Source organism: Pseudomonas sp. P9_2 (assembly GCF_034008255.1).
GTDB lineage: Bacteria > Pseudomonadota > Gammaproteobacteria > Pseudomonadales > Pseudomonadaceae > Aquipseudomonas > Aquipseudomonas synxantha_A.
Genome location: NZ_CP125376.1, coordinates 4,544,072 through 4,556,797, shown reverse-complemented (window position 1 = coordinate 4,556,797; position 12,726 = coordinate 4,544,072). Strand labels below are relative to the sequence as shown.

Annotated in this window: 10 protein-coding genes; 5 read left to right on the top strand and 5 right to left on the bottom strand. The window is 59.7% G+C overall.

All coding sequences use genetic code 11. The features are described from left to right. Nucleotides 1-92 precede the first annotated feature (92 nt). The gene (locus tag QMK52_RS20310) at nt 93-2,087 is read right to left on the bottom strand and encodes an alpha-1,4-glucan--maltose-1-phosphate maltosyltransferase (RefSeq protein ID WP_005788553.1); all 1,995 of its coding nucleotides are present in this window, start codon (nt 2,085-2,087) and stop codon (nt 93-95) included. A gap of 204 nt (nt 2,088-2,291) precedes the next feature. On the opposite strand from QMK52_RS20310, the gene QMK52_RS20305 reads away from it, so the two are divergent. Further along, entirely contained in the window at nt 2,292-2,450 is a 159-nt protein-coding gene (locus QMK52_RS20305) for a hypothetical protein (protein ID WP_164699486.1), read from the top strand. Between the two features lie 188 nt (nt 2,451-2,638). Beyond that, nucleotides 2,639-3,646: a M10 family metallopeptidase C-terminal domain-containing protein gene (locus QMK52_RS20300; RefSeq protein WP_194438381.1), complete on the top strand. Its 1,008-nt coding sequence runs from the start codon at nt 2,639-2,641 to the stop codon at nt 3,644-3,646. 10 nt (nt 3,647-3,656) lie between these two features. Here the strand turns inward: QMK52_RS20300 and QMK52_RS20295 are convergent, their stop codons facing one another. Continuing rightward, nucleotides 3,657-4,148: an MgtC/SapB family protein gene (locus tag QMK52_RS20295; protein WP_005788557.1), complete on the bottom strand. Its 492-nt coding sequence runs from the start codon at nt 4,146-4,148 to the stop codon at nt 3,657-3,659. A 118-nt stretch (nt 4,149-4,266) separates the two neighbouring features. Between QMK52_RS20295 and QMK52_RS20290 the strand changes: the two genes are divergently transcribed. The 3 genes from QMK52_RS20290 (at nt 4,267) to mapR (ending at nt 8,077) form a co-directional block, all read left to right on the top strand. After that, nucleotides 4,267-4,506 carry a DUF3203 family protein gene (locus tag QMK52_RS20290; RefSeq protein WP_005788559.1) on the top strand — a complete coding sequence of 80 codons (240 nt, stop codon included), beginning with the start codon at nt 4,267-4,269 and terminating at the stop codon, nt 4,504-4,506. Nucleotides 4,507-4,690: 184 nt separating this feature from the next. Further along, the gene (ccoG, locus tag QMK52_RS20285) at nt 4,691-6,100 is read left to right on the top strand and encodes a cytochrome c oxidase accessory protein CcoG (RefSeq protein WP_005788560.1); all 1,410 of its coding nucleotides are present in this window, start codon (nt 4,691-4,693) and stop codon (nt 6,098-6,100) included. 567 nt (nt 6,101-6,667) lie between these two features. Next, nucleotides 6,668-8,077, top strand: a complete 1,410-nt coding sequence (gene mapR / locus QMK52_RS20280; RefSeq protein ID WP_005788562.1) for a GntR family transcriptional regulator MpaR — start codon at nt 6,668-6,670, stop codon at nt 8,075-8,077. On the opposite strand, the gene QMK52_RS20275 is transcribed toward mapR, so the two are convergent. From QMK52_RS20275 to QMK52_RS20265, 3 genes are all read right to left on the bottom strand, one after another. Further along, the gene (locus QMK52_RS20275; RefSeq protein ID WP_005788564.1) at nt 8,074-8,820 is read right to left on the bottom strand and encodes an SDR family oxidoreductase; all 747 of its coding nucleotides are present in this window, start codon (nt 8,818-8,820) and stop codon (nt 8,074-8,076) included. The two genes, mapR and QMK52_RS20275, sit on opposite strands and share 4 nt — an antisense overlap. A gap of 54 nt (nt 8,821-8,874) precedes the next feature. After that, nucleotides 8,875-10,971: a putative bifunctional diguanylate cyclase/phosphodiesterase gene (locus QMK52_RS20270; protein WP_194438383.1), complete on the bottom strand. Its 2,097-nt coding sequence runs from the start codon at nt 10,969-10,971 to the stop codon at nt 8,875-8,877. Between the two features lie 298 nt (nt 10,972-11,269). Continuing rightward, nucleotides 11,270-12,697 carry an efflux transporter outer membrane subunit gene (locus tag QMK52_RS20265; RefSeq protein ID WP_228309817.1) on the bottom strand — a complete coding sequence of 476 codons (1,428 nt, stop codon included), beginning with the start codon at nt 12,695-12,697 and terminating at the stop codon, nt 11,270-11,272. Nucleotides 12,698-12,726 lie beyond the last annotated feature (29 nt).

Sequence of the window (12,726 nt, the reverse complement as noted above, 5' to 3'; positions counted from 1 at the left end):
CTGGCTTGCCTGCGATAACGGTCTGTCAGTACCTGAAATGGTGGCTGACAAATCGCTATCGCAGGCGAGCCAGCTCCCACAGGGGATCTCCATCAGCCTGGGGAATGGGTGATGCGCCAGATTCCAAAGGGCATCTGCGGTTCAAGCCGTGTCCATTGGGTCTTGCCGTACCAGGTCCAACGGTGGCCGTTCATCAAGTCTTCACCCTGGGTCTGGGCGTCATCCGGCAGGCCCAGCTCCCACAGCGGTAGTTCAAAATGGGCTTCCTGAGCGTTAAAGGGGTCGAGGTTGACCGCCACCAGGATGAAGTTGGTGCCATCTTCGCTGCGCTTGCCGAAATACAGGATGTTGTCGTTCCAGGCGTTGTAGAGCTTGAGGCCCAGGTGTGTGTGCAGGGCCGGGTTCTGCCGACGGATACGGTTGAGTTGGGCGATCTCGGCAATGATGTTGCCGGGGGCAGTGAAGTCCCGCGGGCGGATTTCGTACTTCTCCGAATCCAGGTATTCCTCCTTGCCCGGCACTGGCGCGGCTTCGCACAGTTCAAAGCCTGAATACATGCCCCACAGGCCCGAGCCCATGGTCGCCAGCGCGGCACGGATCAAGAAGCCAGGGCGTCCGGACTGGTGCAAAAAGCCTGGGTTGATATCCGGAGTATTGACGAAGAAGTTCGGTCGGTAGCATTCGCGCCACGGCGACTGGTTCAATTGGGTCAGGTACTCGCTCAACTCGGCCTTGGTATTGCGCCAGGTGAAGTAGGTGTAGCTCTGGGAATAGCCGACCTTGCCCAGGCGCGCCATCATCGCTGGAGTGGTAAAGGCTTCGGCGAGGAAGATCACCTCAGGGTATTTGGACCTGACATCACTGATCAGCCATTGCCAGAATGGCAGCGGCTTGGTGTGGGGGTTATCGACGCGAAAGGTCTTCACGCCCTCTTCCACCCAACCCACCACAATATCGCGTAGCTCTGTCCATAAGCCCGGAATCGCATCCGCCGCATAGAAATCGACGTTAACGATGTCCTGATACTTTTTCGGCGGGTTCTCTGCGTATTTAATCGTGCCATCGGGGCGCCAGTTGAACCAGCCAGGGTGCTGTTCAAGCCACGGATGGTCCTGGGAGCATTGGATGGCAAAGTCCAGCGCAATTTCCAGGCCGTGGTCGGCAGCGGCTTTGACCAGGCGACGGAAATCCTCACGACTGCCCAGTTGCGGGTGAATCGCCTCGTGCCCGCCCTCCTCGCTGCCGATGGCATAGGGGCTGCCCGGATCATCGGGGCCGGCGGTGAGTGAGTTGTTCTTGCCCTTTCGGTGGCTGCGGCCGATGGGATGGATCGGCGGGAAGTACAGCACGTCAAAGCCCATGTCGTGGATCATCGACAAGCGCGAGTGCACGTCGTTGAATGTACCGTGGCGGGCCGGATCGTCGGTGATCGAACGGGGAAACAGCTCATACCAACTGGCGAACTGCGCCGCCTCACGCTCTACGTCAATCGGGTAGGCCGGGCTGATGCTCAGATAAGCGCGATGATCGGCCTGGGTCATCAAGTGTGCACTGTCTTCGTGCAGGAACAACGCCACCTGCTCGGTTTCCAGCAGGCCCGACAATTCGTGGTGCAACAACATCAAGCGGTCGCGCAATTCGTTGTCACTGCGCTCGGCGGCCTGCAACACCAGGCTACGGCCCTCCTGCAATTCAAGGCTGACCGGCACCCCGGCCTCGTGTTTCTTGCGCAGTTCATAGCAGAAGCTGGCGAAGGTATCGATCCATGCCTCGATGCAGTATTCATGCGGGCCGAGGTGGGCGACGGTGAACGCGCCCTCCCAGCCATTGTTACCGACATCAGTCATGACCACGCTGTGCCAGCTTTCATCCTCCAGCGCGCGCCAGCGGATCAGCACCGCCAGTTTGTCGTGGCCATCGGCGAATACTTTACTGGTGACATTGACGCGCTGGCCGACCACGGCCTTGACGGCAAATTCCCCCTTGTCGATCACCGGCATGGTGCTTTCGATAGCGATCCTGGGTAACAACAGCGCTTGCGACAACGGCAGTGCGCAGCCCTCTGGAGCCAGTATTTCAGCAGTCATCGAGCATCTTCCCCTTACGCCCCGTGGACGCTCTTTGCTTGATCCGAATTCAAGTACGGCGACGCTCTCCCTGAGCAGGGCCGTTTAAAGTCCGAGCCTGGGCGCGCGGCAAAAGTTCAGGTGGATATGTGGCCGCCGGGCGGGGAATCAATTCCCCAAGGCAATGGTCCACCCATAGAGCCAAGCACAAAGGAGGCCACACTGATGAATATCCCAATACCCCCTGAGCCCGAAGATCCGAATATCGATGCCCCGCCCTTGCCGCCTTCGGAGCCGACGCCGGCGCCAAAGCAGGAACCCCCTGAAGATGAGCCACCCGCAGCGCAAGAACCGCCCACGACCACGCCGCCGGTTATCGTCTGAGTCACAATGATGGAGGTTCGCTCGGGAGGGGCCAGGCTGTTCTTCAGCTCGAGCGAGCCGCAAAAAAACGAACTCTCCTACAGACACTGGGAACAAGCCTGAATGCTCGCGTGACTGCGGGTTTATATATTTACCTCGCACTCAACCCATCTTCCGATGGGAAGTTCTGATCCTATCGCGAGGACACCATGTCGACTATCAACCCTCAGCACCTTTCCGGCACGCAGCCATCGCCACCTGGAGACTCCAGCGGCGCCCACGCTCAGGGCCGGCCAACACAGCAGCAGGTGGATGCGTTGCTCAACGCTGGCCCGAACTGGTCCGTTACGCCCAAGGCACCGGACCGTGCACAGCAATCGCCTGACACGCGTTCCAATCAGACCTCTCCTGAGCAACACGCAGACGCGACGAAACGCGTGAGCGATACTCATACACTATTGACCCCGGAAACAATCAACGCGCTACAGGGCAATCCGGACTCTGCCCAATCTCGTGCAATCAAGTCCGAACTCGAATGGATTTTTCAGCCAGAAAACAGGCGCGCAGCGTTACGTGGGCCCGACGCCAAGGCAAACCGCAAAAAATTTGAAGAGATGAGCGTCGTGCTCAATGCCGGTGCCAGGAACCTGAACTCAGCCAAGCATAAAACAACAGAAGAGGTAATGAATAAATTCGCCTTTAAAAATATCGAGGCCCTGCTCGGGGCATTTGACGGCGACGCCTCGAGCTCTTTTGGCCGTCTCGATAACTCACTCGCTGAGTTAGCCAAAATCAAACAACATTATTCCAGGATGGACTCGACCTATAAAACCTTAAGCAATACCTGCGATTCGCTGGCCAAGGAAAAACTCGACGCGTCGCAAGCCGATGCCACGCCACCGCCAGCGGCCTCCGACACTGGCCACGACAGCCCTGCAACGTACAGCTTCCGCTCTGTCAGCGAATCCACACTCGAGTCTCCTCAAGAGATCCGGAATTTCAAATCCCAAGACAAATTGAACCTGACCGGCATTCAGAAACAGTTGAACGCCTCGCTGCGATGGGTTGAACGCACCCCGGAGTCGAACGGGGAGATACAGATTCAATATTCGCCCAATAACAAAGTCAGCGTGGTAGTCATTGCTGACGCTCCAGGCAAGCCATCCTTTGTACTGAAGGTGTTTGGTGAGGTGCGCCAAAGCAACATCATGACCTGATGGCTGGGTATCACTTTTCCACTAACTTGACGATTCTCGGCATGATGCTGAACACCGCCAGCGCCAGCAACGTACTGAGTACCGCCGTCGATTCACGCCCCATGCCCGCCGCCACCCCGATGGCGGCGGTCATCCACAACCCGGCAGCCGTGGTCAGGCCCTTCACATGCTGGCCTTCTTCATCTTCCTTGCCCTTGAGGATAGTGCCGGCGCCAAGGAAGCCGATGCCCGCAATCACCCCCTGAACCACCCGGCTCATGGCGTCTGCCTGGTTGCCGGACATCTGCGGCACCAGCACGAACAGCGCCGCGCCAAGCGCCACCAGCATATGGGTGCGCACGCCCGCCGCCTTGCCCTTGTGTTCACGCTCAAAACCCAGGATGCCACCCAGGATCGCAGCGATCAGCAGGCGCACAGTCACTTGAGTGAGTTGCCGGGCATCGGCGATGTCGGCGAACTCGGCTTGCAGGGTTTGCCACACTTGTTGCCACCAGACGTCCATGGATGCGCTCCTTTTATTATGAGTAAAGAATAGACCGCACAGACCGCCAGTCAGTTGCCCGGAACCCGTGCGCATGGCAGTCGCCTAACGCTGCACAGTTCACAAAACGGAGATCGTCATGACCGTACGCATCGAAAATCATCTGTGCTACTTCACGCTCGACGAAAACGGCCAGGAACAAAGCCTGCCCGCCACCCGAGTGACCATCCTTACCGATCACGACAAAGCCATGTCTTATCTGGAATTGGCGGGTTCTCGCATCTACATCACCGAAGCCGAGGCGGACGCCCTGACGGTTGAAGGCGCCACCGATGGCCGTCAGCATGTGAAGGCCGACGAACCGGGTTCGGTGATTTAATTGATCTGCGTCAGCCCCTGCGATCGATCGCTGCACCTTATTGACGCTGGGGTGCAGCACATTGACGCAGACGGATACATCCAGCCCATCTGATCCGCTTTATATCGCCCTAGCTGAGTCTGTTATGCAAACAGCCCGTCGCCCATAGTGCATTGGCCTGATGGAGGCTGATGAGCGAACGACCATGAGCGAACGAATCCCAACCGTGGAAACCTTTGAGCCCATACACCCAAAGAAGGTGAAGGCCAAATCCAGCGATAACCTGATCCATACCCGCAGCTTTACCGGCCTGTTCCGCACCTTGCGTGTCAGCGGAGCGGCTTTGCTGTTCCTGGCCTTTTTCGGCACCGTTTGGCTGAACTGGGGTGGGCGCCAGGCCGTGCTGTGGGACCTGGCGCACAGCAAGTTCCACATTTTCGGCGCCACCTTCTGGCCGCAGGACTTTATCCTGCTCTCGGCGCTGCTGATCATCTGTGCCTTCGGCCTGTTTGCGATCACGGTGTTTGCCGGCCGCGTCTGGTGCGGCTATACCTGCCCGCAAAGCTCGTTCACGTGGCTGTTCATGTGGTGTGAAAAGATCACCGAGGGCGAGCGCAACCAGCGTATCAAGCTGCAGGCGGCCCCGTGGAGCCTGAACAAACTCGCGCGACGCTCAGCCAAACATACGCTGTGGCTGGGCATCAGCGTGCTGACCGGGCTGACCTTTGTCGGCTACTTCACGCCCATCCGTCCTCTCGCCGTCGAACTGCTGACCTGGCAAATCGGCGGGGTGAGCCTGTTCTGGGTGCTGTTTTTCACCGGCGCTACCTACATCAATGCCGGCTGGTTACGCGAAGCGGTGTGCATGCATATGTGCCCGTATGCGCGATTCCAAAGCGTGATGTTTGATAAAGACACCCTGACCATTTCCTACAATACCGCCCGCGGCGAACGCCGTGGCCCGCGCAAACGCGAAGTGCAGCCAGCCGATGCAGGGCTCGGTGATTGCATTGATTGCCAGCTGTGCGTGCAGGTGTGCCCTACCGGCATCGATATCCGCGACGGCCTGCAAATGGAATGTATCGGCTGCGCGGCCTGCATTGATGCCTGCGACTCGATCATGGACAAAATGGGCTATGCCCGTGGTTTGGTGAGCTACACCAGTGAACACCAACTGCAGGGTGGCAAGACTCATCTGCTCAGGCCGCGCCTGATCGGCTACAGTGCCGTACTGCTGGTAATGATTGCCGCGTTGGTGGTGGCCTTGATTGAACGGCCGATGGTGTCGCTGGATGTCACCAAGGACCGCGGCATGTTTCGCGAAAACAGCCAGGGTTTGATCGAGAACATCTACAGCCTCAAGGTCATCAACAAGACCCAGCAACGCCAGGACTATCGGGTGGAGCTGGTGGATGCCGATGGGTTCCAGTTGCAGGGCAAGACCCGGCTCAGCCTCGCGCCCGGAGAAATCGTCGATATACCGGTGTCAGTGGCACTGCTGGCCGATAAGCCGGCGAGCAGCTCGCAGAGCCTGCGCTTCAAGGTGACAGATGTGGATGAGCCCTGGATCTACAGCGCCGCAGACAGTCGCTTCGTCGCACCGTTGAACCGCTGACAATCCGCCAATGTGGGAGGGGGCTTGCTCCAGGTAGCCGTAAGCCAGTTAAACCTGTATTGACTGACACACCCTGATCGGGGCATGGGTATTTACATAACTTTGCAGCTGCCGCACACCCCGTAACTACGATGCGAAGCGAGCCGCTCTTGATCTTGATCTGCTTTTGATCTTAAGCGCCCCGTCAAACCACGCTGTCGGATTACGGGTACACCGAGCCTGAGCGAGGTGCCGAGTGGTGGGGCAAGAGCGTTTTGCTTACTTTGCCGCTTTTGCAAAGCGAGCCGCCGTCAGGGCGGAACCCTAAGTGGCCGTTACCGCAGCAATGGATATGTACTCGGTATAACTGGGTCGGCTGCCTGGCCGCCTTCGCGAGCAAGCCCGCTCCCACATTTGGATCTCGGAGCATCAGATAGATATGCGCTGGCTGACTGGTCGTCACGGGAGCAAGCTCCCTCGCCACAGGTACAGCGCCGTACCAAAAATGTGTAGATACCTATGCTAATCGTGGGCAAGCTCCCACACACACTTACCCGGCGTACAGACTGAAAACTGTTTAAGGCTGCCATGAAACGCTACGAAAAATTCGCCGATGACATCGCAGAACTGATCCGCTCCGGCGTCCTTGGCCCAGGTCAGCGCGTACCGTCGGTGCGCTATGCCAGCCAGACCTACGGCGTCAGCCCGTCTACCGTGTTCCAAGCGTACTACTTGCTGGAACGCCGTGGCCTGATTCGCGCGCGGCCGCGTTCGGGCTACTTCGTCAACACCCATGCACCGAGCCCGTTTTCCGAGCCAGTGGTGAGCGAGCAGGTGCATGAGTCCACCCATGTGGACGTCAGTGAATTGGTGTTTTCGGTACTCGATTCCATCAAAGACCCTAATACAGTGCCCTTCGGCTCGGCCTTCCCCAGCCCGATGCTGTTCCCGTTGCCGCGCCTGGCCCGCTCCCTGGCCAGCGCCAGCCGCGAAATGGACCCGCGCCTGGTGGTCACCGACATGTCGCCGGGCAACCCGCAACTGCGCCGGCAGATTGCCCTGCGCTACATGGTCGGCGGCCTGATGCTGCCCATGGAGGAGCTGCTGATCACCAACGGTGCCCTGGAAGCGCTGAACCTGTGCCTGCAAGCCGTGACTGAACCGGGCGACCTGGTTGCCATCGAGGCACCGGCGTTCTACGCCTGCCTGCAAGTGCTGGAGCGCCTGAAACTCAAGGCCGTGGAAATCCCGGTGCACCCGCGCGATGGCATTGACCTGAACGCCTTGGCACAAAGTCTTGAGCGCTACCCAATCAAGGCCTGCTGGACCATGACCAGCTTCCAGAACCCCATGGGCGCCACCCTGCCCGAAGCCAAAAAACAGGCGCTGGTAGAGCTGTTGCGCAGCCATCAGGTGCCGTTGATCGAAGATGATGTCTATGCCGAGTTGTACTACGGGCAACACGCGCCAAAACCGGCCAAGGCGTTTGATACCGAAGGGCTGGTGATGCACTGCGGTTCCTTTGCCAAGAGCCTGGCACCGGGCTACCGCGTCGGCTGGGTCGCGGCCGGGCGCTTTGCGCAGAAGGTCGAGCGCCTGAAACTGATGACCTCGCTGTGCCCGTCGATGCCGGCCCAGGCGGCGATCGCCGACTACCTGCAACACGGCGGTTATGACCGGCATCTGCGCAAATTGCGCTATGCCCTGGAAGAACAGCAAAGCGCCATGCTGGCGGCCATCGCCCGCTACTTCCCGGCCCAGACACGGGTCAGCCAGCCGGCGGGCGGTTATTTTCTGTGGTTGGAATTGCCGGAGCAAACCGACTCGCTGAAATTGTTCCAGATGGCCCTGGCCCAGGGCATCAGCATCGCACCGGGGCCGATTTTTTCAGCGACCCAGCGCTTCAGAAACTGCATACGCTTGAACTATGGCAGCCCATGGAACGAGGCCTCGGAAAAAGCCATGGAGACATTGGGACGGATTGTGCGGTCTTTTTAACGACCGCCGCCCAAGTCGAGGAATGTGCCGGTGGCGTATGAAGCCTTGTCCGACAGCAACCAGATTATCGCCTCAGCCACTTCATCCGGACGCCCGCCACGCGCCATGGGGATACCGGACTCCAACTTGCTGACGCGGTCCGGGTCGCCGCTCAGGGCGTGGAAATCGGTAAAGATATAACCGGGGCGTACCGCGTTGACTCGAATGCCTTCACCCGCGACCTCTTTGGACAGACCGAGGGTGAAGGTATCCAGCGCGCCCTTGGACGCTGCGTAGTCCACATACTCACCTGGCGACCCCAGCCGCGCCGCCACCGACGACACGTTGACGATACTGCCACCCTGCCCGCCATGCCGAGGCGACATACGCAGCACCGCGTGCTTGGCGCACAGGATCGGGCCCAGCACGTTGGTCTTCATGATCTTCAGGATACGAAACTCGGACATCTCGTCGACCCGCGACTTTTGCCCCACAGTACCGGCGTTATTGACCAGCGCCGTGACACGCCCCAATTCGGCATCCACGCGATTGAACAGCGCTATCACTTCATCTTCGATGCTGACATCAGCGCGCACCGCAATGGCCTGGGCGCCGAGGCCGCGCACTTGTTCAAGCACAGCCTGGGCAGCCTTCTCGTCCGACTGATAGTTAATGCAGATGCGATAACCTTCGCGAGCGGCCAGCAAGGCCGTCTCGGCGCCAATCCCACGGCTGCCTCCGGTGATGATGACAACTTTGTCCATGGCTACGGTCTCCTGATTCAACCTGATGGTTAGGGTTGGATCCAAGAATACCCGTCACTGATGGCTTTTGTCAGGCGCTGGCGCATCTTCGCCGCTGCGGATATTTGCCATGAAACTGTCAGCCGGCAATGGATGCCCCAACAAATAGCCTTGCAAGGAATCACACCCCAGGCGGGTAAGGAAATTTTGCTGCGCATCGGTTTCCACGCCTTCGGCAACGATCCGCAAGTCCAGGGCCTGGCCGAGGGCGACGATGGCCGAGACGATGGCGGCGTCGTCGCTGTCGTGCTCCAGGTCGCGTACAAAGCCGCGGTCGATCTTCAACTCGTTGGCCGGCAGGCGCTTGAGGTACATCAGGCTGGAGTAACCGGTGCCAAAGTCATCGATGGACAGATCCACGCCCATGTCCGAGAGCTGCTGCAATACCGTCATGCTCGCATCGGCATCGCTCATGGCAGTGGTCTCGGTGATCTCCAGCGTGAGGCTGTTGGCGGGTAATTGGTGGCGCTCCAGAGCAGCCGCAACACTGTTGACCAACCCGGCATGACAGAACTGCAGCGCCGAAAGATTCACGGCGATGCGCCAGCGCTGATAACCCTGTGCGTACCACAGGCTCATCTGGCGGCAGGCTTCGTCGAGTACCCATTCACCGATGGCAATGATCAGCCCGGTTTTCTCCGCCAGCGCGATAAAAGCTGCCGGCAGCAGCAAGCCTTGTTGCGGATGCTCCCAGCGCAACAACGCCTCGGCCCCCACGGCAATACCGCTCACCGCATCGAACTTGGGCTGGTAATACAAGCGAAACTCGCCGTGTTCGAGGGCATTGCGCAGGTCCTGCAACAATTGCAGTTGCTTGCGCGCATTGGTGTTCATTGACGCATCGAAGAAGCTGTAGCCGTTCTTGCCCATGCCCTTGGCGTGATACATCGCCGCGTCGGCGTTCATCAACAGCTCCTGGGGGTTATTACCGTTGCCCGGGAACATGGCGATACCGATACTCGCGGAGATTTTCAGCTCATGCTCGGCCACCGTGAAAGCGCGATTGATCAGACCGACCTGACGCTCGGCCAGGCCCATGGCATCGTCCGGCTGGGTCAATTGCACCAGCAACACGAACTCGTCACCGCCAATACGGGCCAGGGTGTCCTGGCTGCGCAAGTCCTCGCGCAGACGCAGGCCAACCTCGCGCAGCAGTTGATCGCCCATGTGATGACCGAAGGCATCGTTGACCGGCTTGAAGCCGTCCAGGTCGATAAACATCAGCGCAAAGCAACCGCCCTGCTCGTACACCGCCTGAATGCCTTGTTGAATGCGATCCGCCAGCAGTGTGCGATTGGGCAAGCCGGTGAGCATGTCGTGCAGTGCCAGGTGGGTCAGTTCCTGGTTGGCCAGGGTCAAGGAATCGGCGAGTACAGCGGTGCGCGCCTCCAGGCGGGCATCCAGCAATGAGGTCAACAACGCTATGACCAACACCGCCAGGGAGGTCACCAAGACCAGGTTATCCAGGCCCTTGCCGCTCAAGCCCGTTAGCGCGGCACCGCAGAAACTGTCATCGGCAAACTGCGCCGCGGCCATCCCGGTGTAGTGCATGCCGACAATGGCCACGCCCATCACCACCGCCGCCGCACCCCGCGCCAGCCGCACGTAAGGCGTATTGCGACGCAGGTTGAAGGCGATCCACAGTGCGGCGCCGGAGGCCATTACCGCGATCAACAACGAAGCGCCGAACAAGGTCGGGTCGTAGTCGATACCCGGGGTCATGCGCATCGCTGCCATGCCGGTGTAGTGCATGCTGGCGATACCGGCACCCATCACCAGCGCACCGAACGCCAGTTGCCAGGCCGGCAGACGTGGCTGGCTGACCAGCCATAAGGCGAAGCCACTGGATAACACGGCGATCAGCAACGACAACGCGGTGATGCCCAGGTCAAACCCAATGGCAAACGGCAGGCGCAGCGCCAACATGCCGATAAAGTGCATGGACCAGATACCCACCCCCATGGCCGCTGCGCCGCCGGTAATCCATAGATAAACGGCACGCCCCTTCGTCGTAGCGATACGCCCGGCCAGGTCCAACGCGGTGTAGGACGCCAGCATTGCAACGCACAGGGAAATCACGACCAGGGAGGTTGAATAGCTACCGATCAACATGGGGCTTCTCGCAGGCAACAGGGCGTAAAAGCCCATGCCGGGTGGCAAAGCGGGCGATTGTAGCGAGAATGATTCTGGGGCAGGTGATTAATTAAGCAGATAGCCATTAGTCATTTTTTGGCGTCAATCTGCTGGCTTAATGCGGGTATTTTTCAATACCTGTGGGAGGGGTCCTCCCCTCTGTAGGAGCGAGCTTGCTTGCGAAGATCGTCAACGATGACGTGCGAAACCGGGGAAACGCGGTGTCGGTGTGTTCTTCGCGAGCAAGCTCGCTCCTACAGGATGCGCAGGTATTCGCTCACTCCTTCTCGGCAAGAGACGTCTGGCCATCCCAGCCACCGCCCAACGCCGCAATCAACTGCACACTCGCCACCAGCCGCGACTGCAACAAGGTCAACACTGTGCGCTCGTTGCTCAGGGCCGTCGCCTGCACAGTCACCACATCCAGGTAAGCGATCAAACCCGCCTTGTACTGGTTCTCGGTCAAGCGCAACGACTCACGCGCCGATTCCAGCGCTTCATTGCTGACCACAGCCTCGTCCGCCAGCACCTTGAGTTGCACCATGTAGTTTTCCACTTCACGGAACCCATCCAGTACGGTCTGGCGGTACTTGGCCACGGTCTCGTCATAGCTGGCCACGGTGCGATCGACTTCCGCCGAGCGCTGGCCGCCATCGAACAGGGTCATGGCCAGTTTCGGCCCCACCGACCAGAAGCGGTTCGGCAGGCTGATCCAGTCCTCATAGGTGCTGCTGGAATAGCCGCCCTGCAAGCTCAGGCTGAGATCCGGGTAATAGGCCGCCTTGGCCACGCCGATGTTGGCGTTGGCGGCGATCACCGAGCGTTCGGCCGAGGCAATATCGGGGCGACGTTCCAGCAACTGGGACGGCAGGCTCACCGGTATTTGCGGCAGCGCTGGAATGTCTTTGCTCACCGCCAGGTTGAAGTTGGCCGGGGCTTCGCCAATCAGCACGGCAATGGCGTTTTCCAGTTGGGCGCGCTGCCAGATCAGGTCGATCAGGCTGGCCTGGGTGGTCTTGAGCTGGGTTTGCGCCTGGGCGATGGCATCCTTGCCGGCCACCCCGGCGCGGTATTGGTTTTCGGTCATTTTCAACGAGCGCTGGTAAGTGTCCAGCGTGGCTTGCAGCAGGCGCGTCTGTTCGTCCATGACCCGCAGTTGCAGGTAGCTTTGCACCAGTTCTGACTGTTGGCTCAGGCGCATCGCGGCCAGATCTGCCGAGCTGGCCTCGGCGCTGGCTTCATTGGCCTCTAGTCCACGGCGCAACTTGCCCCAGATATCGGCTTCCCAGCTCACGCCCAACTGCGCATTGAGGGTGTCGCGGATACCACTGCTGGAACTGCTGAGGCTGGCGCTGCTGCTGCCGGTACCCTGGCTGGCGCGGGTTTTACCCACGCTCAGATCGACGCTGGGGTAAAACGCCCCGCGGGAACTGCGCACCAGCGCCTTGGCCTGGCGAAAGCGCGCTTCGGCCTGGGCAACGGTCTGGTTGGACGTGTTGAGGCGCTCTACCAGCTCATTGAGTTGGCGGTCGCCATACAACTCCCACCAGGCGCCACGGGCCAGGGAATCGCTGGGGTTGGCCTGGCGCCAGCCCTGGGCTTCTTTGAACTGCACCGGTTCGATGACCTCCGGGCGCTTGTAGTCAGGGCCAATGGCGCAGGCGCTGAGCAACACCCCACACATCATCACGGCCAATAACTTCATTGTGTTGTTGTGGCGAGAGAGCTTGCTCC